Annotated in this window: 23 protein-coding genes; 15 read left to right on the plus strand and 8 right to left on the minus strand. The window is 72.2% G+C overall.

Going from position 1 to position 23,386, the window contains the following annotated elements; genetic code table 11:
- The first annotated feature begins 43 nt into the window (after positions 1–43).
- Positions 44–970 (plus strand): aminoglycoside phosphotransferase family protein, encoded by a 927-nt coding sequence (locus OG417_RS15200; RefSeq protein ID WP_329255876.1) that lies wholly within the window; start codon positions 44–46, stop codon positions 968–970.
- On the opposite strand, the gene OG417_RS15205 is transcribed toward OG417_RS15200, so the two are convergent.
- The gene (locus tag OG417_RS15205; protein ID WP_329255879.1) at positions 945–1,529 is read right to left on the minus strand and encodes a TetR/AcrR family transcriptional regulator; all 585 of its coding nucleotides are present in this window, start codon (positions 1,527–1,529) and stop codon (positions 945–947) included. The two genes, OG417_RS15200 and OG417_RS15205, sit on opposite strands and share 26 nt — an antisense overlap.
- A gap of 121 nt (positions 1,530–1,650) precedes the next feature.
- Here OG417_RS15205 and OG417_RS15210 point away from each other — a divergent pair, with 121 nt between their 5' ends.
- Positions 1,651–2,106, plus strand: a complete 456-nt coding sequence (locus OG417_RS15210) for a YybH family protein (RefSeq protein WP_329255881.1) — start codon at positions 1,651–1,653, stop codon at positions 2,104–2,106.
- Positions 2,107–2,118: 12 nt separating this feature from the next.
- On the opposite strand, the gene OG417_RS15215 is transcribed toward OG417_RS15210, so the two are convergent.
- The 3 genes from OG417_RS15215 to OG417_RS15225 are packed head-to-tail and all read right to left on the minus strand — an operon-like array spanning position 2,119 to position 4,374.
- Complete coding sequence (locus tag OG417_RS15215) at positions 2,119–2,514, minus strand: YchJ family protein (protein WP_329255883.1); 396 nt, start codon at positions 2,512–2,514, stop codon at positions 2,119–2,121.
- A 4-nt stretch (positions 2,515–2,518) separates the two neighbouring features.
- Positions 2,519–3,721, minus strand: a complete 1,203-nt coding sequence (locus OG417_RS15220; protein WP_329255885.1) for a sensor histidine kinase — start codon at positions 3,719–3,721, stop codon at positions 2,519–2,521.
- A 5-nt stretch (positions 3,722–3,726) separates the two neighbouring features.
- Positions 3,727–4,374, minus strand: coding sequence for a response regulator transcription factor (locus OG417_RS15225; protein WP_329255887.1), 648 nt, complete (start codon positions 4,372–4,374; stop codon positions 3,727–3,729).
- A 147-nt stretch (positions 4,375–4,521) separates the two neighbouring features.
- On the opposite strand from OG417_RS15225, the gene OG417_RS15230 reads away from it, so the two are divergent.
- The 6 genes from OG417_RS15230 (at position 4,522) to OG417_RS15255 (ending at position 11,311) form a co-directional block, all read left to right on the plus strand.
- A complete protein-coding gene (locus tag OG417_RS15230) occupies positions 4,522–5,058 on the plus strand; it encodes a hypothetical protein (protein WP_329255888.1) in 537 nt (178 codons plus the stop codon).
- A gap of 2 nt (positions 5,059–5,060) precedes the next feature.
- Complete coding sequence (locus OG417_RS15235) at positions 5,061–6,245, plus strand: peptidoglycan-binding protein (RefSeq protein WP_329255890.1); 1,185 nt, start codon at positions 5,061–5,063, stop codon at positions 6,243–6,245.
- Positions 6,242–6,988 carry an ABC transporter ATP-binding protein gene (locus OG417_RS15240; protein ID WP_329255892.1) on the plus strand — a complete coding sequence of 249 codons (747 nt, stop codon included), beginning with the start codon at positions 6,242–6,244 and terminating at the stop codon, positions 6,986–6,988. The genes OG417_RS15235 and OG417_RS15240 overlap by 4 nt, the downstream gene beginning before the upstream one ends.
- On the plus strand, positions 6,985–8,220 hold the full coding sequence (locus OG417_RS15245; protein WP_329255894.1) for an ABC transporter permease: 1,236 nt from the start codon (positions 6,985–6,987) through the stop codon (positions 8,218–8,220). Before OG417_RS15240 ends, OG417_RS15245 begins: the two co-directional genes overlap by 4 nt.
- Before the next feature lie 150 nt (positions 8,221–8,370).
- Entirely contained in the window at positions 8,371–9,429 is a 1,059-nt protein-coding gene (locus OG417_RS15250) for a hypothetical protein (RefSeq protein WP_329255896.1), read from the plus strand.
- Positions 9,430–10,105: 676 nt separating this feature from the next.
- Entirely contained in the window at positions 10,106–11,311 is a 1,206-nt protein-coding gene (locus tag OG417_RS15255; RefSeq protein ID WP_329255898.1) for a glycosyltransferase family 4 protein, read from the plus strand.
- Between the two features lie 110 nt (positions 11,312–11,421).
- Here OG417_RS15255 and OG417_RS15260 read toward each other — a convergent pair whose 3' ends face one another.
- The 4 genes from OG417_RS15260 to OG417_RS15275 form a co-directional block, all read right to left on the minus strand.
- On the minus strand, positions 11,422–12,672 hold the full coding sequence (locus OG417_RS15260; protein WP_329255899.1) for an MFS transporter: 1,251 nt from the start codon (positions 12,670–12,672) through the stop codon (positions 11,422–11,424).
- Between the two features lie 258 nt (positions 12,673–12,930).
- Entirely contained in the window at positions 12,931–14,244 is a 1,314-nt protein-coding gene (locus OG417_RS15265) for an RNA polymerase sigma factor (RefSeq protein ID WP_329255901.1), read from the minus strand.
- 87 nt (positions 14,245–14,331) lie between these two features.
- The gene (locus OG417_RS15270) at positions 14,332–14,829 is read right to left on the minus strand and encodes a cysteine dioxygenase (protein ID WP_329255903.1); all 498 of its coding nucleotides are present in this window, start codon (positions 14,827–14,829) and stop codon (positions 14,332–14,334) included.
- 4 nt (positions 14,830–14,833) lie between these two features.
- Positions 14,834–15,724 carry an amidohydrolase gene (locus OG417_RS15275; RefSeq protein WP_329255905.1) on the minus strand — a complete coding sequence of 297 codons (891 nt, stop codon included), beginning with the start codon at positions 15,722–15,724 and terminating at the stop codon, positions 14,834–14,836.
- 182 nt (positions 15,725–15,906) lie between these two features.
- On the opposite strand from OG417_RS15275, the gene egtA reads away from it, so the two are divergent.
- From egtA to OG417_RS15310, 7 genes are all read left to right on the plus strand, one after another.
- Positions 15,907–17,097 (plus strand): ergothioneine biosynthesis glutamate--cysteine ligase EgtA, encoded by a 1,191-nt coding sequence (gene egtA / locus OG417_RS15280; RefSeq protein ID WP_329255907.1) that lies wholly within the window; start codon positions 15,907–15,909, stop codon positions 17,095–17,097.
- Positions 17,098–17,103: 6 nt separating this feature from the next.
- The gene (gene egtB, locus OG417_RS15285; protein WP_329255909.1) at positions 17,104–18,405 is read left to right on the plus strand and encodes an ergothioneine biosynthesis protein EgtB; all 1,302 of its coding nucleotides are present in this window, start codon (positions 17,104–17,106) and stop codon (positions 18,403–18,405) included.
- Positions 18,405–19,139, plus strand: coding sequence for an ergothioneine biosynthesis protein EgtC (egtC, locus tag OG417_RS15290; protein ID WP_329255911.1), 735 nt, complete (start codon positions 18,405–18,407; stop codon positions 19,137–19,139). Before egtB ends, egtC begins: the two co-directional genes overlap by 1 nt.
- Positions 19,140–19,184: 45 nt before the next feature.
- The gene (gene egtD, locus OG417_RS15295; RefSeq protein WP_329262307.1) at positions 19,185–20,138 is read left to right on the plus strand and encodes an L-histidine N(alpha)-methyltransferase; all 954 of its coding nucleotides are present in this window, start codon (positions 19,185–19,187) and stop codon (positions 20,136–20,138) included.
- A 9-nt stretch (positions 20,139–20,147) separates the two neighbouring features.
- On the plus strand, positions 20,148–21,161 hold the full coding sequence (locus OG417_RS15300; protein ID WP_329255913.1) for a LacI family DNA-binding transcriptional regulator: 1,014 nt from the start codon (positions 20,148–20,150) through the stop codon (positions 21,159–21,161).
- 78 nt (positions 21,162–21,239) lie between these two features.
- The gene (locus OG417_RS15305; protein ID WP_329255915.1) at positions 21,240–21,872 is read left to right on the plus strand and encodes a VC0807 family protein; all 633 of its coding nucleotides are present in this window, start codon (positions 21,240–21,242) and stop codon (positions 21,870–21,872) included.
- Positions 21,869–23,380 (plus strand): FAD-dependent monooxygenase, encoded by a 1,512-nt coding sequence (locus OG417_RS15310; RefSeq protein WP_329255917.1) that lies wholly within the window; start codon positions 21,869–21,871, stop codon positions 23,378–23,380. The genes OG417_RS15305 and OG417_RS15310 overlap by 4 nt, the downstream gene beginning before the upstream one ends.
- Positions 23,381–23,386: the final 6 nt, after the last annotated feature.

Raw genomic sequence — 23,386 nt, forward strand, 5'->3', positions numbered from 1 at the left:
AAACCGGTTGCCGGGGCGGGGCCGGGTCGCGAATCTGAGGCGGATGAACCCGGACGGACACGCCCGCCCCCCGGCGATCGACGCCGCGCTGGTGCGGCGGCTGGTACGCGCGCAGTTCCCCCAGTGGGCCGACCTGCCCGTACGCCCGGTCGCCCACGACGGCTGGGACAACCGCACCTTCCACCTCGGCGACACGATGACCGTACGGCTGCCCAGCGCCGCGGGGTACGCCGCGCAGGTCGACAAGGAGCACACCTGGCTGCCGAGGCTGGCGCCGCACCTGCCGTTGCCGATCCCGGTTCCGCTCGCGAAGGGCGTGCCCGCCGAGGGATACCCGTTTCCCTGGTCCGTCCGTGCGTGGATCGACGGTGAGACCGCGAGCGCCGAACGCATCGGCGACCCGGTCGTCTTCGCCACCGACCTCGCCGCGTTCCTCACCGCCCTGCGGCGGGTCGATCCCACGGGCGGGCCGGCCGCCGGCCGGCACAACTTCTTCCGCGGCGGGCCGCCGGACACCTACGACGCGGAGACCCGCGAGACGATCGACGCGTTGAAGGACCGGATACCGGCCGACACGGCGACGGAGATCTGGGAGACGGCACTCCGTGCCCGCTGGCAGGGGAGCCCGGTCTGGTTCCACGGCGACGTGGCCACCGGCAACCTGCTGGTCGAGGACGGCAGACTGACCGCGGTCATCGACTTCGGCACCTCGGGCGTCGGCGACCCGGCCTGCGACGTTGCGATCGCATGGAAACTGCCGACCGCCGAGAGCCGGCAGGCGTTCCGCGAGGCACTGGCCGTCGACCCGGCCATGTGGGCGCGAGCCCGCGGCTGGGCCCTGTGGAAAGCTCTGATCACCCTTAGAGCCGAGCGCGACCATGAGCGGGCCGGCGACGACGGCGCGGCTCGGCTCGCCGCCGAACGGCGGACGCTTCAGATGATCCTCAGCGAGTACGCGCGGCCGGACTGAGCGGGTCCGCGGCGCGGAGGCCGGCGAGCAGGATCTCGGCGGCGAGCCGCCAGTCGGTTCCGGCCGTGATGGCGGCGCCCAGGCCGACCATCATGCCGTTGTAGGTCTCGGCGGTGACCTCGGGACGCAGCACGCCGGCGTCGTGCGCGCGGCGGATGAGCACGGAGAGCCGGTCGCGGAAGTCCGCCTCGGCCTCGGGGGTGGTCTCCTTGGCCGGCAGGTCGGGGAAGACCTCCCGCAGGCCCGCGTCGCGGCTCATGGCCTCGGCGCTGCGGTGGACGTACTCGGTGATCGCGACCCACGGATCGGCCGTGGCGAGGGCCTGTTCGAGGTTGGCGGCGCGCTCGGCCGTCCACTCGGCGCGCATGGCGCCGATGAGCGCCCGCCTCGTGGGGAAGTTGCGGTAGAGCGTGCCCACGCCCACTCCCGCGCGCCTGGCGATCGGCTCCATCTGCGCGGCGGCGCCCTCTTCGGCGAACACCTGGCGAGCGGCCTTGAGGATCCGCTCGCGGTTGCGCCGGGCGTCCGCGCGCATCGGGCGCTCTTCTTCGGACTTCACGCCGTCCGAGTGTAGTGCGGCCGGAACCGGAGATCCGGGTCCGATTGACGCGCTGAGGCGGTGCCGTCTACGGTGCCGATACCGGAAGCGGAGATCCGATTCCAACTAGTCAGGAGACAGGATGGACTCTTCGACAGAGCGCGCGGAACGCGAGGTACGGCTCGCCGTGGCCCGGCTGATGTCGGCCGCCGACCGCCTCGACCTGGAGGAATTCGTGGCCATGTTCCATGCCGACGCCGACTTCCACAACCCGATCGGCATGGTGTCACGCGGACGCGACGAGATCCGCTCGCTGCACGAGAAGCTGTACTCCCCGACGCCCCCTCCCGGTTTCCCGACCTTCACCGACGCCGCGTCGACGGGTGGTGTTCAGGCCGTGCGCGTCCTCCGCCAAGACGTCGCGATCGTCGACTGGCACTGGACGCAGACGGGGGCACGCGCCGACGAGAAGGAGTGGCCGCCACGCGAGGGCACCAACACGACGGTGTGGACCCGCGACGAGGGCGGCGAATGGCGAGTGGCCGCCTGGCGCGACAAGGACTTCCCACCCGGCTTCGACCGCCCGCCCGGCCACTGACTTCTGGACGGTTCACGGAAGCGCGGTGACATACAGCCAGGCGCCGTCGTGAAGGACGAAGCGGCTGTTCTCCTCCAGGTGGCCGGGGCGCTTGCGCCTGACGTAGTGGGCGCGGAAGTGCACGGTGCCCTCGGTGTCGAGGAGACCGCCGCCGGTGGTCCGCAGGATCTCCAGGCGTTGCCACCGCAGGGCCGGGTCGAAGTCGATCCGCGGCGGCCGCGTCGACGGGTGCCAGGTCTTCAGGAGATAGGCCTCGTCCTCGACGCTGAAGGCGGCGAACCGCGAGCGCATGAGGCGTTCGGCGGTCGGCGCCGTCGCGTCGCCGCGGTGGAACCGCCCGCAGCAGTCGTCGTACGGCGCGGGCAGCCCGCACACGCAGTTCGCCTTCGAAGAATCCGATCCGGGCACGCCCTCATTGTGCCGCGACGGACGGGGTGGGCTCCCCGGCGTACTCCCAGACGGGGAAGGCGACCTCCACGACGAGGCCGCCGTCCGGCCGGGCGCGGGCGGTGACGGTGGCGTCGTGGGCGGTCGCGATGGCGCGGACGATCGACAGGCCGAGGCCGTGGTGGCCGTCGTTGCGGGCGGTGCGGTCGCCGAGGCGCTGGAACGGCTCGAAGAGCCGGTCGACCTGATCGGACGGGATGACCGGCCCGGTGTTGGCCACGGAGACGACGGCGCGTCCCGCGCGGGTCGCCGTGGTGACCTCCACCCACCCGTCCGGGCGGTTGTAGTGCGTGGCGTTGTCGACCAGGTTGGTCACCAGGCGTTCGACGAGGGTCGGGTCGCCCGAGGCGAGCGCCGGCGCGGTGCCGGCCCGGACGCGCGGACGGCCGGCCTCCGGGCGCGAGGTGAGCAGCACGTGGTCGGCGACGGTCGCCAGGTCCAGGGGCCGGCGCCGGTCGAGGCCGCGTTCGCTGCGGGTGAGGGTGAGGAGCGACTCCAGCAGGCGTTCCTGCTGCTCGCTGTTGGCCAGCAGCCGTTCGAAGGTCGCCCGGAACGACGAGAGCGTCGCCGAGCGGTCGGTGAGGGTCTCCTCGAGCAGCGCGTGTTCGAGCGTCAGCGGCGTGCGCAGCTCGTGGGCGGCGTTGGCGACGAAGCGCTTGTGCGCGTCGAGAGCGGTCTCCAGCCGGCCGAGGAGGCCGTCCACGGTGTCGGCCAGGTCCTTCAGCTCGTCGCGGGGACCGCCGACGGCCAGCCGCTCGTGGACGTTGCGCGCCGAGATCTGCTGGATGGTGGTGGTCATGGTCTGCAGCGGGCGCAGTACCCGCCCGGCGACCAGCCAGCCGAGCGCGATCGAGATCACCAGGGTGATCGCCAGCGCGATCCCGGACTGGACCAGCAGTTCGTGCAGTTCGGCGGCGTGCTGGCGGGCCGCCTGCGCACGGGCCTGTCCCAGGGCGTCGGGGGGAACTGGGGGCGAGCCGAGATCGGAGATCGGCGGGCCGTCCAGGTGCTTGATCAAGACGAGTCGGCCCGTCGAGTGGCTGACGAGCAGGTAGGTGACCGCGAGCAGCACCACGCCGGACACCGCGAACAGGGCGCCGTAGAGCAGGGTGAGGCGCAGCCGGACCGTACGGGGCGGCAGCCGCCGCATGAGGAGCAGAGGGCGCATGGGCGTCAGATCCGGTAGCCGGCTTGGGGAACGGTCTCGATCACGGGCGGGGCGCCGAGCTTCGCCCGCAGGCGGTTGATCGTCGCCTTGACGGTCGTGGTGAACGGGTCGGCCGCCTCGTCCCACACGCGTTCGAGCAGTTCCTCGGCGGAGACGGCGCGGCCGTCGGCGGCCAGGAGGTACTCCAGCACCGCGAGCTCCTTCGGGCTGAGCGGCAGGCGCATCCCGGCGCGGGTTGCGACGCGCTGGGCCGGGTCCAGCCGGAGGTCGCCGTGCGTCAGGACCGGGGGCGAGGCGGTCGGCGAGCGCCGGGCGACCGCACGGATCCGCGCGATCAGCTCGGCGTACGCGAACGGCTTGGGCAGGTAGTCGTCCGCCCCCATGCTGAGGCCGTCGACCCGATCCTCGAGCGTGCCGGACGCCGTCAGCATCAGCACGCGGGTGGCCTGGGCCACCAGGGCGCGGCAGACGTCGTCGCCGTGGACGCCGGGCAGGTCCCGGTCGAGCACGACGACGTCGTAGCCGGTCACCGCCGTACGCTCCAGCGCGTCCTCGCCGTCGTGGGCGAGGTCGACGGCCATCCCCTCGCGGCGCAGGACCCTCGCCACCGACTCGGCGAGTTCGACGTGGTCCTCGACCACCAGCACTCTCATCGCCAGGCTTCCCCGAACGGCCGTTTCATGGTGTCGAGAATGCCCGATATCCGGTCACAGCCGGGTCACAGGTCCGCGCACCGCCGTGTGACCGCCTCATCCGTACAACGGTCCCCGACGCACGACACCGATGCGAGGGAGCAGGACATGAACGGACGGATGAGGAGCGCGGCCCTGCTGGCCGTGGCGGCGGCGGCCTTCGGGACCGCGGGCTGCGGCGGGTCGGGCGGCTCGTCGAGCGCGACGAGTTCCGCCGCCGCGGCGGGTGGCGGAAAGGCGACGAACTCCACCAAGGCGGTGCAGTACGCGCAGTGCATGAGGAGTCACGGGGTGCCGAGCTTCCCCGACCCGGTCAACGGGCGGTCCACGGTCATCATGAAGAAGGGCACCGACATGGACCCCGACAGCCCGACGTTCAAGGCGGCGCAGGAGGCGTGCAAGGCGTACGCGCCGAGCGGGGCGGCCGGAGCGGGCGACCCGAAGCAGCAGGCGCAGATGCTGAAGTACGTCACCTGCATGCGCCAGAACGGGGTGCCGAACTTCCCCGACCCGCAGGACGGGCGCATGATCGTCAAGGGCGGCCCGGGGTCGGGCGTCGACCCCAACTCGCCGCAGTTCAAGGCAGCGACGCAGAAGTGCCAGAAGCTGCTGCCCGCCGGCGCTCCCGGGTCCGGTGGCCAGTGACCATGAGTGTTCCCGAATCGGAGGCCGAGGCGCCCGAGGCGCCCCACGCGTCCGCCGCGTCCGGCCGGGCGAAGCGGCGCCGGTTCCGGCGGGCGAGACTGCCGGTCGGCGCGGTCGTGGTGCTGGCCGCGGCGGGTGGTGCGATCGTCGCGGTGCACCCGTTCGGCGGCGGGCACGAGAAGCCCCCGCCGGCCGGCGCCGGCGGCTCGCTGGTCGCCGTACGGCAGGGCCCGCTGTCGGCCCAGGTCAGCCAGAGCGGCACGCTGTCGTACGCCGCGCGGGACGACGGCACCCCGTACTCCGTGGTCAACCACGTCCAGGGCATCTACACCTGGGTGCCGAGCGCGGGCGACGAGGTCAAGTGCGGCCGGATCCTCTACTGGGTGGGGGACACCCCGGTCGTGCTCCTGTGCGGCACGAGACCCGCGTACCGCAACCTGTCCGTCGGCGACAGCGGCCGGGACGTACGGGAACTCAACACCAACCTGGTCAAGCTCGGGTACGCCAAGAAGTCCCAGCTCGACCCCGACTCCCGGTACTTCGGCTCGGCCACGGCGGACGCGCTCCAGAAGCTGCAGGACGACGTCGGCGCCGACGAGACCGGGGAACTGCGCCTCGGCGACGCGGTGTTCCTGCCCGGCCCGCTGCGGATCACCAAGGCGCGGGCCACGCTCGGCGGCCGGGCGGCGCCCGGGGCGCCGGTCGCGGAGGCGACGTCGTCCGACCGGCAGGTGACCGTGGATCTGGACGCCTCCCAGCAGACCGACGTCAAGGTCGGCGACAAGGCGCAGATCACCCTGCCGGACAACACCGTGACCACGGGGAAGGTGACCCGCATCGGCACGGTCGCGAAGTCGTCCTCCTCCTCCTCCTCCGACGACCAGAGCTCCTCGAACACCACGATCCCGGTCTACATCACCCTCGCGCACCCCAAGGTCGCGGGCGACCTGGACCAGGCCCCGGTCCAGGTGCAGATCACCACCGACGGCGTGAAACAGGCGCTGATCGTCCCGGTCACCGCGCTGATCGGGCAGGCCGGAGGCGGCTACGCGGTCGAGCGGGTCGACGCCCGCGGCGTGCACCAGACGGTGCCCGTCACGCTCGGCCTGTTCGACAACGCCGAGGGGCTGGTGCAGGTGTCGGGGAGCCTGGCGGCGGGCGACCGAGTGGTGGTGCCCTCCACATGAGCGCCGAATCCACGCGTGACGACGCCGTTCCGGTGCTGGAGCTGGAGGCGGTCACCAAGACCTACGGTGAGCAGCCGCCGGTGGCCGCGCTGCGCGGAGTCGACCTCACCGTACGTGAGGGCGAGCTGGTGGCGATCGTCGGGCCGTCCGGGTCGGGCAAGACGACACTCCTGCACGTCATGGGCACACTCGACCGGCCCACCGGCGGCACGGTGCGGATCGACGGCGTCGACGTCGCGGGCCTGGACGACCGCCGGCTGGCGGCGCTGCGGGCCCGCAGCATCGGGTTCGTCTTCCAGCAGTTCTTCCTCGACGAGCACAGCTCGGCGCTGGACAACGTCGCGAACGGGCTGCTGTACGCGGGCGTGCCCGTCCGCGAGCGGCGCGAACGGGCCGCCGAGGCGCTCGCCCGGGTCGGGCTCGCCCACCGCGCGACGTTTCGTCCCGGAAAGATGTCCGGTGGCCAGCGCCAGCGCGTGGCGATCGCCCGCGCGCTGGTCGGCCGGCCGGCGATCGTGCTCGCGGACGAGCCGACCGGCAACCTCGACAGCACGACCGGAGCCTCGATCCTCGAACTCCTGCACGAGCTGAACGCCGAGGGCGCGACGATCGTCATCATCACGCACGACGGCGGCCTGGCCGCCCGGCTGCCGCGTCAGGTGCACGTGCTCGACGGGCGGATCGTCTCCGACAGCGCCGCCGACCGCGTGCCGGTGCCGGCGGAAGCGGGGGAAGGGTCGTGAGGGCCGTGACCACGCTGGTCCCGGCCCGGCTGGGCCTCGGCGACCAGGCACGTGTGGCGAGCACCGGGCTGCGCGCCCGGCCCCTGCGGGCGGCGCTGTCCGCGCTCGGCATCGCCATCGGCGTGGCGGCGATCGTCGCGGTCCTGGGGCTGTCCGCCTCGTCCCAGGCGGGGCTGCTGTCGGAGATCGACCGGCTCGGCACCAACCTGCTGACCGCGAACAACGGGCAGTCCTTCACCGGTCAGACGGCGCGGCTCCCGCTCGAGGCGCCGTCGAGGATCGCGCACCTGCCGGCGGTCGAGCAGGTGGCCGACGTGGGCACCGTCGAGGACGCCAAGGTGTACCGCAGCCCGCTCATCCCGCCGATCACCACCAACGCGCTGAAGGTCCGGGCGGCCAGCCTGAACCTGCCGTCCGTGCTCGCCGCAACGGTCGCCCAGGGCCGCTGGCTGAACTCCGCGACCGCCACCCAGCCGGTCGCGGTGCTCGGCGCGGTCGCCGCGCAGCGGATGGGCATCGACCGGGTCTACCCGGGCGAGCGGGTCTGGCTCGGCGGCCAGTGGTTCTACGTCGGCGGCATCCTGAACCCGGCGGTGCTCACGCCCGACATCGACACCAGCGTCCTGGTCGGGTACCCGGCCGCCCAGCGCTACCTCGGTTACGCGAGCATCTCCCGCGGCAAGCCGACGGTCGGACCGCCCAGCACGGTCTACGTACGGGCCCAGACCGACCACGTCGCCGACGTGCAGGCGGTGCTCGGGCAGACCGCGAACCCCGAGGCGCCGAACGAGGTCGACGTCAGCCAGCCGTCCGACGCGCTGACCGCCCGCGCCGCGGCGAGCGGGGCGTTCAACAGCCTGTTCCTGGGGCTCGGCGCCGTCGCGCTGGTCGTCGGCGCGGTCGGAGTGGCGAACATCATGATCATCTCGGTGCTGGAACGCCGTTCGGAGATCGGGCTCCGCCGCGCCCTCGGGGCGACGCGGGGCCAGATCCGCGGCCAGTTCCTGTCGGAAGCGATCATGCTCGCCCTGCTCGGCGGCGCCGCCGGCGTCGCGTCCGGCGCGGCGGCGACCGCCGTCTACGCGAGCACCAAGCAGTGGGCCGTCGTCATCCCCGCCGAGGCGTGGGCGGGCGGGATCGGCTCGGCGATCGCGATCGGCGCGCTCGCCGGCCTGCTGCCCGCCCTCCGCGCCGCCCGGCTTGCGCCAACCGAGGCGCTGCGGACGGTATGACCCGCGACGGAACAACGCCGACGCCGCAGCACTCGTTGCGGCTGTAGACGTGGAGCGTGTAGGTACCTCAAGTATCTTGTACCCGTATTCTCGGTACCTTATGGACCTTGGTGGAGGGCCAGATTGCGTAAATTTTCGATAGGGGTCGCGGTGGCTGCGGCGGTGGGCGTCATGGCGCTGCCCGCCGGCCCGGCGTCCGCGAAGACATCGGGCTGGACGATCGCCCAACAGGGAGATCCAACGGTCGCGAACGGAGTCACCGCGCTTTCGGTCGCGCCGGCCGGCGGCGCATGGGCGGGCGGATTCCAGGCCGTCGGCGGTCACGTCACCCCGACCGTCCAGCGGCTCGCCGGCGGAGCATGGGTGGCCGTTCCGGCGCCCGCTGACGAGCTCGGCAGGATCGAGGCGGTGGCGCCCTCGTCGAGCACGGTCACCTGGGCGTTCGGCGGCTCGATCGACCAGAATTACGGTGCCCGCTGGAACGGTGAAGGCTGGACGACGACGAGCCTGACTCCCGGCTTCCGGGTCGAGGACGGGGTGGCTCCGACTTCCGACGAGGCATGGGCGGTCGGGGTCATCGGCGGCGACCGGAATCCCTCGGGATACGCCGAGCATTGGACGGGCGGTAGCTGGCAACAGGTCACACTGCCGGCCTCCGCGGAGGCCATCAGCGCCGTCCCCGGCAACGATGTCTGGGCGGTCGGCCAGGACGGCCTCCAGCCGGGGGCGATGCGCTGGGACGGGACCGAGTGGAAGCTTCAGACGCTTCCGCGGGTGTCCGTTCCCACCGGTGGTTGGGCCGCGCTTCACGATGTCATCGCTCTGTCGTCCACGAACGTGTGGGCGGTCGGTGGAGTGGAGTCCCACTGCGGTGAGGACGGGGACGACGTGTGTGCCAAGCCTCTGGTCATGCACTTCGACGGCACCAAGTGGACATCGACGGTAGAGGCCCAGGCGGCGGACAAGCACCCGTATCGGAAAGTGGCCTCAGACGGTGCCGGTGGTGTGTGGTTGGTGAGAGACAGCGCCTACGACCCGACGCTCGTACACGAGGCCGGCGGGCAGCGCACCGAGGTGCCGGTGCCCAGGCCGGCAGGGAGCGAAATCGCCGTCGCGGACCTGGCTGCGATCGGCACGACCGTCTGGGCGGCCGGTGAGGCCTCCCCGCTCAACGAGCCGAGCAACAGCGTATACCTCAAGACCGGCTGACGTCGGCCCTCGCAGGGTGGGCCCGAAGGTCGTGCCGGGTCCACCCTGCGAGCCGTTCACGACAGCGAACGCGAGATGTCATGCATGCCTCCGTCCGCCTGGAGCGGGCCCGCCAGGCTCTACCGACTTCCTCTACTTTCGCCATCTATGCCACTGGCCGCCGGAGCGGCTGATCACCGCGATCACCGGGATCACCGGGATCGGCACCGCCGAGGAGGACATCGTCCTCAGCACGCGGATCGTCGCCGTGGCCAAGTCGTCTGGCGGAAACACGCCCTCATCCAGTGGTCGATGAGCCTGACTCTCCTGAGCGGCGCGGCCCTCGGCCCGTCGGCACTACTGCGGTAGGGCGTGTGTCGCCTCTGAACGGCGGTGCCGGACGGAGGTGAACAGGCCGACGGCGGCGCGTATTCGCGGATCACTTTGCGGTCGAGGATGTGACGCACATAGGGTACTTTAAGTATCTTGATAGGTATTTTCAGTACCTTACCCCGATCGTGTGGAGGACCAGATTGCGTGAATTCTCGATGGCGGTCTGGCCGCTCGTCCAGGGAGCCGCGCATGCGCTGGGCGGCGAGTTCCGTCTCGCCGGCGGCGCGGGAAGCCGCGGTAAGGGGCCGGGTGCGCCACGAGCTCGAAGGTGCGGTGCGGGTGCGAGAGGACCGGAAGACGGCCAGTGAAGATCACGTTTTTGATCCACAACGCTTACGGCATCGGTGGGACGAACCGTACGACGTTGAATCTGGCCGCCGCGCTCGCCGACCGTCATGAGGTGGAGATCGTCTCCATGTTCCGTCATCGTGTGCGCCCACGGTTTGAGGTTGATCCGCGGGTGCGGTTGGTTCCGCTGGTGGATTTGCGGGAGGGTTTCCCGGATGCGGTGGATGCGCGGTCGGGCGAGCCGGCGGTGGTCTTTCCGGCGGTGGAGAAGCGGTATCGGCAGTACAGCCGGCTTACCGATCTGCGTGCGGAGGAGTACCTGCGTCGGTGTGCGGCCGATGTGATCATCGGGACGCGGCCCGGCATCAATGTCTATCTGGCTCGGTTCGGGTCGCGTCGTGCGCTGCGCATCGCGCAGGAGCACCTCACTCATGATGCTCACGGCAAGAGGTTGCGTGTGACGTTGGCGCGTCATTATGCGGGTCTGGACGCCGTGGTCACCACGACTGAGGCGGATGCCGCGGTCTACCGGGCTCGGATGCCGCTGCCGGGTGTTCGGGTGCTGGCCGTGCCCAACATCGTGCCGGATCCGGCGGTGCCGCCTTCGGACGGCACCGCGAGCGTGATCGCGGCCGCCGGGCGGTTGGTTCCCGGCAAGCGTTTTGATCTGCTGATCGAGGCGTTCGGTCAGGTCGCGGCCAAGTATCCGGAGTGGAGTCTGCGGGTTTATGGCGCGGGTCCGGAGCGGGAACGGCTGAAGGAGCTGATCGGGGAGCGTGGCCTGGATGAGCGGGTGGAGCTGATGGGGGTGCGTTCCCCGATCGAGGCGGAGTTCGCCCAGGCGTCCATCGTCGCGTCCGCTTCTTCCGCCGAGTCCTTCGGTATGACTTTGGCCGAGGCCATGCGGTGTGGGGTGCCGGTGGTGAGCACGAACTGCCCGCTGGGTCCCGCGGAGATCATCACGCCTGGTGTCGATGGCCTGCTCGTCCCGGTCGGTGATGGTCAGGCCCTGGCCAAGGCGCTCCTCGAACTCGTCGGTGACGAGACCGCCCGCCGCCGTATGGGGCGAGCCGCGCTGGTCTCCGCCCGCCGCTTCGACCCCGGACCCATCATCGAGCGCTACGAAAACCTCTTCGCCGAGCTCGCCGAGAGCCGTGACGTCCGCAGACGCCGGCGCCACGCGGACTGGCGCCGGCGCCTGCACGGCATTCTGCGCCGCTGAGGGTCTTCAACGGGCGGGCGGGCGGCGGTGGCGAGACGTACGGCGGGGGAGCGGTGGGGCCGATCCAAGACCGGGTCTCCTGAGCAGCGGTGTCCTCGGGCCCGCCGGCACTACTGGTCCAGAGCCTGGAGCCTTTCGGGGTGGCGGCGCCGGACGGGGGTGAACAGGCCGGCGCCGCCGATGCAAAGGAGCGCCGCGCCCGCCGCCAGCAGCGTGTCCCGTACGCCGATGCTCTTCGCCAGCGCGGTGAGCACCACGGCTCCGATCGGGGCGAGCACGTTGTGCATGGTCCAGAACGCCGAGGTGACGCGGCCCAGCAGATGGTCGGGCGTCACCTCCTGCCGCAGGCTCATCGAGCACAGGCCCGCCAGCGCCACCCCGAGCGAGTACGCCAGCACCATTCCGCCGACCACCACGACGTTCTCCACCACCCCCGCGACGGCCACGGCGACCCCGCACAGCCCGACCGACCCGAGCCAGCACGGGCCGAACCCCCACCACCTTCGCAGCGGCGACATCAACGCCGCGCCCGCGATCGTGCCGACGCCCGCTGCGCCCATGACGTAGCCGACCACTCGGTCGTTCTGCCCGAGATCGTGCCGTACGTGGTAGATGAAGGTGTCGGTCATCCCGAGGCTCAGGAACAAGAACACCGTGAGCAGGATCGTCAGGGCCCGTAGCACCGGCGTCCGCCACAGGAACCCCGCCCCGGCCAGGAAACCCTCCCGCAGGCCGAACCCCCGGGCCGCCGGTTCTCCCGGCTCCTCGCGCGGGCGGAACCTGATCAGCGCCAGGCCCGCCGCTGAGACGGCGAAGCTCGCCGCATTGATCGAGAGCGCCGTCGTGACGCCGAACACGCCGGCGACCAGGCCCGCCAGCATCGGCCCGAGCACATAGGCGGCCGAGTTCGTCGTCTGCAGCACACCGTTCGCCGCGCTGATCTGTTCCTTGCCCACCAGGTTGGGTATGGCCGCGACATAGGCCACCTCGAAGATCATCTCGAAGACGGCCGCCGATCCCATCACCACGTACAGCAGCCACACCTGCGGAGCGGCCGCCCAGCACACGGGAATCAGCGCGTACAGCACGGCCCGCGCGACCTCGCACAGCACCATCAGCCGCCGCCGGTCGAGCCGATCCACCAGCGTCCCGGCGAACAGCCCCGTGAGCACCGACGCCGCTCCCGCGGTCGCGGTCAACAGGCCCATCCGGGCCACCGACCCGGTCGCCTGCAGTACCAGCAGCGGCACGGCGACCAACGCGAACGCGTTGCCCACCTCGGACAACGCCTGCACGAACCAGAACACCGCGAAGTTCCGGTCGGTTCGGAGCGGACGCGCGACCACGCTGTCAGCCGTCACCCAGCCTCCTCGCCGCGAGGTCGTCATCGCACGATCATGATCGTACGTTTTCTCCCAAGGCCGGCGGATGCCGACAAGGACGGGACGGGCCCGAAGCCTTCGCCCCGGGAGCCGTCCCGCGCACCGCGGTTCAGCGGATCAGAGCAGCGAACGCGAGATGTAGTGCATGCCTCCGCTCGCCTGCCGGGCTCTTGGCGGAGACGGTGTGGGTGCCGCCCGTGGCCTTCCACCGGTCGAAGACCGCCGGTCCGGGGCGGCTCAGGAGCCGCTCGGGTCGGGGGATGGGGAGTCGGAGCCGTGGTCCGTCGGCGAGTCGCTCGGCGTCGTCGGCGTGGGGTCCGGCGTCGGCGTGTGCGTCGGTGAGCCCGGCGGCGACGTCGGCGGCGTCGGGTGGGTCGGGTGCGTCGGTCCCGAGCCGCCGCTCTTCGGCGGCGTGCCCGGCGTGCCCGGCTGGGACGGGCCGGCCGGGGCGGTGGTGCCGGGCGGCGTCGTGGTCGCGGGCGCGCCGGACGAGGACGTCGTCGGCTTGGGGGAGGCCGACGTGCCCGGCTTGGAGGTCGCCGCGTCCGGCGGGCCCGGCCGCACCGGTACGGACGGCTGGGCGGAACGGCTCGCCGTCTGGCCCCGGTGGACCAGCAGGCTGGTCCCGTCCACGTTGGACGTTCCGCTCGTGTGCGGGCTCGGCCACAGGGCGAGTACGCCGGTCGCCGCGGCCACGCACGCCGCCAGGCCCGCGACCTCGACGAGGTTGTCGTGTCGGCGGCGCAGGAACGGCTGCTTCCTCGACCGGTTCTTCGGCCGGGCGTGCGAGACGTGGGCGGCCCGCGACGCGGGCTCGGCGGACGCGGTCGCCTCCTGGACCTCGCGGACCGGCTCCTCGGGCGAGATCCGGGTGAACGGGCGCGTCGGTTCCTCGGCGTCGCGGAACAGGCCGTCCAGCGGGATCGGCATCCCGTCCGCGTCGAACAGCAGGGCGCCGTCCGCTGCGCGCTCGGCCGCCGCGCACGAGGACAGCACGCGCTCCCGCTGCCGCGGCGGAGGCTCGTACCCGCGGGTCACCACCCGGTGCAGGGCATCGCCGCTCAGCGACGCGAGCATGGCCGCGTCGTGCGCCTCCCGGCCGCCCACCGAGGCGGCGGCCTGCTCCAGCCGCCGCTGCGACACCCGTACGAGCATCTCCGCCGTGTCGCGGGCCACGCCGATGACCCGGGCGATCTCCTCCGGCTCCAGGACGGTGGACAGGGCCAGGGCCTCGCGGTGTTCGGGACGGAGGAGGGTCAGGGCACGCCGCACCGGGTCCGCCGGCGAGGTCGACACCGGGCGGCGCACGAGGGCGCCGCGCCGTACGCACTCCGAGCGGGCCAGGGCGTGCAGCCACACGGGCAGCGCGCCGTCGTCGGAGGGCGCCTCACCCGGGTGCCGGGCGACCGCGATGAAGGTGTCCCGTACGGCGTCGGCGGCCTCGTCGCCCACCATGACGTGGCAGTAGGCGTAGAGCGGTCCGGCGTACTCGTCATAGAGCACGGCGAACGCGTCCGGAGCACCCGTCCGTAGAGCCTCGGTAAGGGACACCGGTTCCTCCGTCCCGCCACGTCACTGGGATGATCAACGCAATCCAGGCATAACACTAGAAACCCGGATACTAGCGGGACAGGCTGGTCAGGCGACAGCGTCCAGGGGGCGCAATTCGTCGGCGTAGCTGACCGAGACGCGACGCATCACTCCACCGTCGTCGATCGAGTACTGCCCCAGGCGCCACAGGGGCGGGGAGTAGGCGTGGATCGAGACGCTCTGGTCGGCCTGCCCGACGAGGCGGTGGATGTGCTCGGGTCCGAACGCGAAGGACTGGCCGTTCTCGACCGTGACCTCGACGTGGAGGCCGCCGATGCGGGGGTTGCACTCTTTCAGGGCGCCGCCCACGACGGCGACCGCGCCGGAGGAGATGTCGTGGTCGTGCCAGCCGGTGTCGTTCTGCGGCGTCCAGCAGAGCAGCCAGACGTCGACGTACTCGTCGCGGTAGAGGGACACGTAGTGTCGCTGCCCGTCGGGGAAGTCCACGTGCTCGCGCCACGACTCCGGATCCTTGGCCAGGCCGTCCACGAGCTCACGTAGCTCGCGCTTGTCGAGGCACCGTGCGGGCAGTGACTCGAAGGACATCGGATCACTCCTCTCCCATCAGCAGTCGGCCCGGGTTGCTCACCCGGATTGCGTGCTCGGCGGCGTCCCCGAAGTCGGGTCCGAAGCCGAGCGGTGGTGCGTACGGCCGATCGGAGCCGCACACGATCGTGTCGATGCCGAGCGCGCGGATCGTCGCGTCCACGGCGCGCGGACCGTACGAGGAGGTCTCGAGGAAGACGTCGCGGTCGACCTCGCCGCGACCGCCGCCCCGTGCGGCGAGGCGTTCGCCGTGCAGCGGGGCCAGCCCGGCCAGCAGCGCGAAGCACACCCGCAGCCGCGGGTGCCGCTCCCGGCCGAACGCCCGGAACGCGAACCACGCCGCGTGCATCTGCTGCACGTACGGCACCAGCGCCGGCCACCAGGACGGCCCGTCGGACGCGGGCGCGGGCCCGGGGTGCACGAACAGCGGCAGGCCGCGCGTCTCCAGCAGTGACAGCAGCGGCGCGCAGCGCTCGTACCCCGCCGCGTCGAGCAGCGCGTCGGCGGGCAGTTGCAACCCCGCGAACCCGCGGTCGAGCCACCCGGCGAGAGACGAGGGGTCGATCTCCGACACACAGGCCGCCGCCCAGGCCCCGAACGGCGCCGGCAGTGCGAGCGCGTCCTCGTGGTAGGCGTCGAGGAGCGCCGCGGCCTCGGCGGGCGGCAGCCACTCCACGCCGAGCGGTGACGACAGCGAGGTGAGGACGCGGTCGAAGCCGTCCGCGGCGGCCTGGGCCGCGCGGGCCGCCGGATCATGGTCGGCCGGGTCGACGTCGTACGGCGGCTCGCCGTCGAGATGGAGCGTCCAGCCGTCGAGTCGCGGCGCCGTCGTACGCCGGCGCAGGGCGTCGGCGAACGCGGTGCCCCACAGGTGCTGGTGTACGTCGGTGGCCACGGGTCTCCCGCTTAGTGAACCGGTTTACTGAACCGTATCACTGTACCGCTTCAGTAAACCGATTCACCAGTTCAGGCGGCCAAAGTGTTCATGAACGCGTCACCGGCGATATGCCGAGTTTCCGATTATTGATCCGGTTCAGTAGGGAATGACCCTCGTTCGTACTGTGAACGGAGGTGCTCATGACCCGTCTGACCTTGGACGACGTGTACGAACACGTCAGCGGTGTCTGTTTCAAGACGGGGCCACCGGGACAGGTGGGCGCGGAGACCGAGTGGTTCGTGGAGGACCGGCGCTCGCCGGGCACGGGGGTCACCATCGGCCGGCTCCGTACGGTGATGGAGGCCGCGGGCCCGCTTCCCGCGGGCAGCCGCGTCACCTACGAGCCGGGCGGTCAGCTCGAGCTCAGCTCTCTTCCGCGACGGGGGGTGGCGGCGGCACACGCCGCCCTGGCCGCGGACCTCGCCCACGTCGGGGACCACCTGGCCCGCGAAGGGCTGGAACTGGCGGGACGCGGCACCGATCCGCGCCGTCTCCGCGTGCCCTTCTTCCAGCTCGACGAGGGTCGTTACCGCTGCATGCGCGCCTATTTCGGGGAGCCGGGGCTCGCCATGATGTGCGCGACGGCCTCGCTCCAGGTCTGCCTGGACATCGGCGCGGACGAGAAGGACGCGGGGCGGCGCTGGCGGCTCGCGCACGCGCTGGGGCCCGTGCTCGTCGCGGCGTTCGCCAACTCGCCGGGGAACGGCACACGGTCGGCGCGGCAGGTCATCTGGGAGGGACTCGACCGTGGCCGTACGGCCCCGGTCGTGGGGGAGGACCCGGTGGAGGCGTGGGCGCGCTATGCCCTGGACGCGCGGGTCATGCTGCTGCGGGACGGCTGGGTGCCCGACCCCGGGATGACGTTCCGCGAGTGGCTCACCGGCGGAGCCGGCAAGGGCAAGCCGGACCTGACCGACTTCGCCTATCACCTCACCACGCTGTTCCCGCCGGTACGCCCGCAGGGCTGGCTGGAGCTGCGGATGATCGACGCGCTGCCGGACCCGTACTGGCCCGTGCCGATCGCCCTGGTCACGGCCCTGATCGACGACCCGCTGGCCGCGGAGATCGCCGCCGAGGCGACCGAGCCCGCCGCGGACCGCTGGCACGAGGCGGCGCGTGACGGCATCGGCGACCCCGTACTGGCGCGCGCCGCCCGCCGCTGTTTCGAGGCCGCGTGTGACGCGCTGCCCCGCCTCGGCGCCCCGGCGCTCGCCCCGCTCGTCGACGGATACGCGGAGCGCTACGTGCGGCGCGGCCGCTGCCCGGCCGACGACGAGCCCCTCGAAGCCAAGCCCGGCGGTGCGACGGTGCCCGCCGGCAAGGAGGAATGAACCACGATGGACGTGAAGGAACGGATCGTCGCGGAGCTGACCGCGGCCCGCGACCGCAGTTTCGGGCTGACGGTCGAGGCGCTGGAGGCGCCGGAGCTGACCGCGCAGGTCTCGCCGCTGATGTCCCCGCTGGTCTGGGACCTGGCGCACATCGGCAACTACGAGGAACAGTGGCTGCTGCGCGCCGCCGCCGGGGCCGCGGCCGTACGGCCCGACATCGACGACATCTACGACGCGTTCGAGCATCCCCGCGCCGAGCGGCCCTCCCTGCCGCTGCTCAGCCCCGCCGAGAGCCGCGCGTACGTCACGACGGTCCGCGACCGCGTGCTCGACTCCCTGGAGAAGGTGCCGCTCGTCGGCGCCCTGGCCGGGGACGGCTTCGTCTACCACATGGTGATCCAGCACGAGCACCAGCACGACGAGACCATGCTGGCCACCCACCAGCTCCGCAGGGGCGCGCCCGCGCTGCTCGACCCGCCGGACTCCGGCCCACTCGCGGAAGGAACCTCGGGCGAGACGCTGCCGGCGGAGGTGCTGGTGCCCGGCGGGCCCTTCCTCATGGGCACCTCCGACGACCCGTGGGCCTACGACAACGAACGGCCCGGCCACCTGGTCGACGTACCGTCCTTCCACATCGACACGACCCCGGTCGGCACCGCCGCGTACGCCGCGTTCGTCGAGGCCGGCGGGTACCGCGACCCGCGCTGGTGGCGCCCGAAGGGCTGGGAGTGGCGGTCCCGTACCGGCAAGGAGGCCCCCGCCTTCTGGTACCGGGAGGGCGGCCAGTGGATGCGGCGCCGGCTCGGCCGCGTCGAGCCGGTCCCGATGGACGAGCCGGTCCAGCACGTCTGCTGGTACGAGGCGGACGCGTACGCGCGGTGGGCCGGCCGGCGGCTGCCGACCGAGGCGGAGTGGGAGAAGGCCGCGAGCTGGGACCCCGCGGCGGGCCGCAAGCGGCGGCTGCCCTGGGGCGACTCGGGCGATTCCGACGCGCACGCCAACGTCGGGCAGCGCCGGCACCGCCCCTCGCCGCTGGGCTCGTACGCGGACGGCGCGTCGGCCTACGGCGTGCGCCAGCTCATCGGAGACGTCTGGGAGTGGACCTCGACCGACTTCCACGGCTACCCGGGCTTCCGGTCCTTCCCGTACAAGGAGTACTCCGAGGTGTTCTTCGGCGCGGAGTACAAGGTGCTGAAGGGCGGTTCCTGGGCGACGCACCCCCTGGCGGCACGGCCGACCTTCCGCAACTGGGACTTCCCGATCCGGCGGCAGATCTTCGCCGGCTTCCGCTGCGCGAGGGACGCCTGATGTGCCGGCACCTGGGCTACCTGGGCGACTCGCGGACCCTGCACCAGCTGTTGTTCGCGCCGGAGTACGGGCTGGCGACCCAGGCGTACGCCCCGCGCATGAACCGCAACAACATCCTGAACGCCGACGGGTTCGGCGCCGGCTGGTACGACGCCGCCCGTGACGCCCCGGTCCGCTACCGGCGCGCCCAGCCGATGTGGACCGACCTGTCCTTCGCCGACGTCGCCGACGTCGTACGGACGGGCTGCGCGGTGGCCGCCGTGCGGTCGGCGACGGTCGGGTTCCCGGTGGACGAGTCGTGCGCCCAGCCGTTCACGGACGGGCTGCGGCTGTTCAGCCACAACGGCGCGGTCGAGGGGTTCGCCGGGGTGGAGGCCAAGCTGCGCGAGCTGGCCGGGGACCTGTCGCCGGTGCCGGACGCGCGGGCCCCGGTCGACTCGGCGCTGCTGTTCGCGATGGCGGCGGGCGCCTGGCGGAACGGCGCCTCGCTGGCCGAGGGCCTGGCGCACGTGGTGCGGAGCGTCACCCCGCTCGCGGCCGGCCGCTTCAACCTGCTGGCCGCCGACGGCACCCGGCTGGCGGCCACGACCTGGGGGGACACGCTGTTCGTCCGTAACGGGGGAACCGTCGTGATCGCCTCTGAACCGTACGACGACGAACCGGGATGGGAGGAGGTGCCCGACCGATCACTCGTGACCGCCGGTCCAGGAGGGGTCGGAATCAGCCCGCTCTGACCGCTTCTGACCGATGACTCGATGAGGAGATCCTCAGTGCCGATCATGAAGAGCTATCTCACGCCCGACGACCTTGGAAAGTCGCTCCGGCAGGACGTCGCCGACGGCCTGACCGCGTTCCCGAAGACGCTGCCGCCCAAGTGGTTCTATGACGAGCGGGGGAGCGAGCTGTTCGAGGAGATCACCAGGCTGGAGGAGTACTACCCGACCCGGCGCGAACGCGCGATCCTCACCGAGCGCGCGGCCGACGTCGCCGCGCTCACCGGCGCCCGTACGCTGCTCGAACTCGGGGCCGGATCGGGGGAGAAGACCCGGCTGCTGCTCGACGCGCTCGGCGGCACGCTCACGACGTACGTGCCGGTCGACGTCAGCGGCGACTTCCTCGCCGACGCCGCCGGCCGGATCGCGTCGGAGTACCCGTCGCTGTCGGTACAGCCGATCGTCGCCGACTACGAGCGGCACCTCCACCAGATGCCCGGCGGGCCGAAACGCCTGGTCGCCTTCCTCGGCGGCACGATCGGCAACATGACACCGGCCGAACGCGTGTCGTTCCTCGCCGGGCTGCGCGCCACGATGGGCGAGGACGACGCGCTGCTGCTCGGCGCCGACCTGGTCAAGGCGCCGCACCGGCTCGTACGGGCCTACGACGACGCGCGCGGGGTGACCGCGGACTTCAACCGCAACGTGCTGCGGGTGATCAACCGGGAGCTCGACGCCGACTTCGTCGAGTCGCGCTTCGAGCACGTCGCGATCTGGGACGGCGCGGAGGAGCGGATCGAGATGCGGCTGCGCTCGACCCGCGCCCAGACCGTACGGATCGGCGCGCTGGACCTGGTCGTGGAGTTCGCGGCGGGGGAGGAGATGCGTACGGAGATCTCCGCGAAGTTCCGCCGCGAGCGCCTGGAGGAGTCGGCGACAGCGGCCGGCCTGCGCATTGACCGATGGTGGACCGACGAGGACGGTGATTTCGTCCTCAGTCTTGTCCGGCCCGCTCTATAGGGTTGGAGTGTGACGCAGCAGCGGAAGCGCGCGACCATCCGTGAGGTGGCCAAGGCGACCGGGCTTTCGCCGGCCGCCGTGTCCTACGCGCTGCGTGGCATCCAGACATCAGAGGAGACGCAGGAGCGGGTCCGCCGTGCCGCCGAGGAGCTCGGCTACGAGGCCCACCCGATCGCGCGGGCGCTCGCCAGCGGGCGCAGCGGCATGGTGGGCCTGCTCTGCGGCTCCCTGGAAGACCTGTGGCAGCAGTCGCTGGCCGTGGGCATCGGCCGGGCGCTGTTCGCCCGTGACCGTTACGCCATCATCCTCGACGCCGCGGGCGACCCCGAGCGTGAGCTGATGCTGGCGCGGCAACTGCGCGACCAGCGGGTCGACGGACTGATCGTCCAGCCCGTCGACCCGTCGGCGTCGCTGTGGGCCGAGCTGGGCGAGAGCCTGCCGATCGTGTCGATCGGCGACTCGCTGCACGGCGCCCACGCCTACGGCGAGGTCGTCTTCGACAACCGCGCCGGCGTCACCGCGGCCCTGGAGCACCTGCACGACCTCGGCCACCGGCACATCGCGGTGCTCACCCCGACGATGGCCCGCACCCCCGACCGCCCGGCCGACGTGCACGTCAACGCCGAGGCCGAGCGGCTCGGCGTCAAGGTCGACGTGGTCACCTCACCGCAGGCACTGGGCGCGGCGACGGACGTCGCCCTCGGCGTCCTGGGCGGCACCCCCCGGCCGAGCGCGGTGTTCTGCTTCTCCGACTCGATCGGCTACGGCGTCTACGCGGCGACCCGCGAGCTGGGGCTGGCGGTGCCGGAAGACGTCTCGGTGGCCGGCTTCGACAACCATCCGATGTCGGCGCTGCTCACCCCGCCGCTGACCAGCGTCGACTGGGACATCGAGGGCATCGTCCACTCGGCCGTCCGCGTGATGATCGGCGCCATCGACGGCAAGCCCCGCCGCCGCCGCATCGTCTGCGAGCCCAGCCTGCTGCAACGCGAGTCGACCGGCCCCGTCCGGTCGCCGCACTAGCGTTCCCGTCTCGCCGTTCGCCGCGAACCATGACATCTGTCGTGGGTTCCGTGGCCCGTGCGACGCGACGCTCGCTACATGACCGAGAAGCGAGACACCCGCAACGTCGTCCGTGCGCTGATCTGGGAGATCGGCGCCCCCGTCATCGTCTACTACGCGCTGCACCTGTTCGGCGCCTCGGCTCTGCTCTCCCTCGCGGCGGCCACCGCCGTCTCACTCGGGCGGATCCTGTACGTCGCCGCTCGCGACCGGCGGCTCGACGGGTTCGCCGCGCTGATGGGCGCCATGTTCGGCATCGGGCTGGTGCTCACGCTGATCACCGGCGACCCCCGTGTCACGCTGGCCAAGGACTCCGTCACGACCGGCGTCGCCGGACTGGCCTTCCTCGGCAGCTGTGTCCTCGGACGGCCGCTGATGTTCGCGGCGGCCAGGCGGATGCTGCCCGAGGCTCGGCAGGCCGAGGCCGACGAGCGGTGGCGGAACGACCCGGGATACCGGAGCCGGCTCGTCGCGCTGTCCCTCATCTGGGGCGGCATCCTGCTCACCGAGGCCCTCGTGCGCATCGTGCTCGTCTACACCCTGCCGGTGGACGTCATGGTCGGCCTGTCCCACGGGCTGCAGCTCGCCGCGATCGGCCTGGCCGTGCTCTGCAGCATGGCGTACGTGCGCCAGACGCGGCGTCAGGCGGCTCCCGCGCGGGCGATGCGATGAGCACGGACACCGGCGTCCTGGTCGTCGGAGCCGGGCCGACCGGGCTCACCCTGGCCTGCGACCTGGTGCGACGCGGCATCACCTGCCGGATCATCGACCGGTCGCCCGGGCCGCGGGAAGGATCGCGCGGGTTCGGCGTCAAGCCGCGTACGCTGGCCGTCTTCGACGCGCTCGGCATCGCCGACACCGTCATCCAGGCGGCACGGGCCGACACCCACCTGCGCGTCTACCTCGGCACCGACCCGATCTACACCGGCCGCAGCGAGCCCGCCGCGCCGACCGCGGACACGCCGTACCCCGGCCCGGTCTCGCTGCCCCAGTCGCGCACCGAGGCCATCCTGCGCGCCCGGCTCGCCGAGCTGGGCGAGTCGGTGCGCTTCGGTTCGTGCCTCACCGGCCTGGACCAGGACGCGGACGGCGTCACCGCGACCATCGCCACGGATGGCGAGGAGGAGACACTGCGCGCCGCATACCTGGTCGGCTGCGACGGCGGCGGCAGCACGGTGCGGAAACTGCTCGGCATCGGCTTCCCCGGCCGTACCGAGGAGGACATGCGGGCGCTGCTGGCCGACGTCGAGGTGCACGGGCTGGAACCGCGCGACGCCGTGCACCTGTGGCTGGGGGCGCGGCGGATGATGGCGGTACGGCCCTGGCCCGGCGCCGCGACGAGCCAGGTCGTCACGTCGATCGCGCCCGGGCGGACCGTGGAGCCGTCCGTGGGGGAGCTGACGCGCCTGGTCGCCGAGCAGAGCGGCCGCGACGACATCCGGTTGGGCACGCCGACCTGGCTGTCGGTGTGGCGGTACAACCTGCGGCTCGCCGACCGGTACCGCTCCGGCCGGGCCTTCCTGGCCGGCGACGCCGCACACGTGCACAGCCCGTTCGGGGCGTACGGCATGAACACCGGCATCCAGGACGCGTACAACCTCGGCTGGAAGCTCGACCTGGCCGTGCGGGACCGGGCCGCGCCCGGCCTGCTGGACACCTACGAGGCCGAACGCCGGCCCGCCGGGCAGGCCGCCCTGGACGCCAGCGACCGCGGTCTCTCCTCGGCGGTCACCCCGCCCCGCGTCCTCCGCCCGGTCGTGCGCCATCTGATCGGCCCTCTCCTGTCACGCATGCGCGCCGGCGGTCGCGACGACCATCCGACGTACCACGACGGGCCGCTCAGCGTGCAGGCGAGCCGCCGTACCCGGGTCAGGGCCGGCGATCCGGCCCCCGACGGCGTCCTCACGACACCTCGGGGCGACCGGATCCACCTGTACGACCTCTACCGCGCCCCCGGCTTCACCTCGCTCTCCTTCGACCGGGAACGACAGGTCTACGTCACGACGCCGCCTGCCTACACTCGCGGCACCGGTCACGACGATCCCGATGGCACGGTCCGCGGCGCTTTCGGCGTCCGGCCCGGCACCACCGTCGTGATCCGCCCGGACGGGTACATCGGCCTGATCGCTCCCACCTCCGGCCCCGAACTCCCCGCGTACCTGTCCCGGGTCCTCCGATGACGCACG

Source organism: Actinoallomurus sp. NBC_01490, from assembly GCF_036227085.1.
GTDB classification, from domain to species: domain Bacteria; phylum Actinomycetota; class Actinomycetes; order Streptosporangiales; family Streptosporangiaceae; genus Actinoallomurus; species Actinoallomurus oryzae.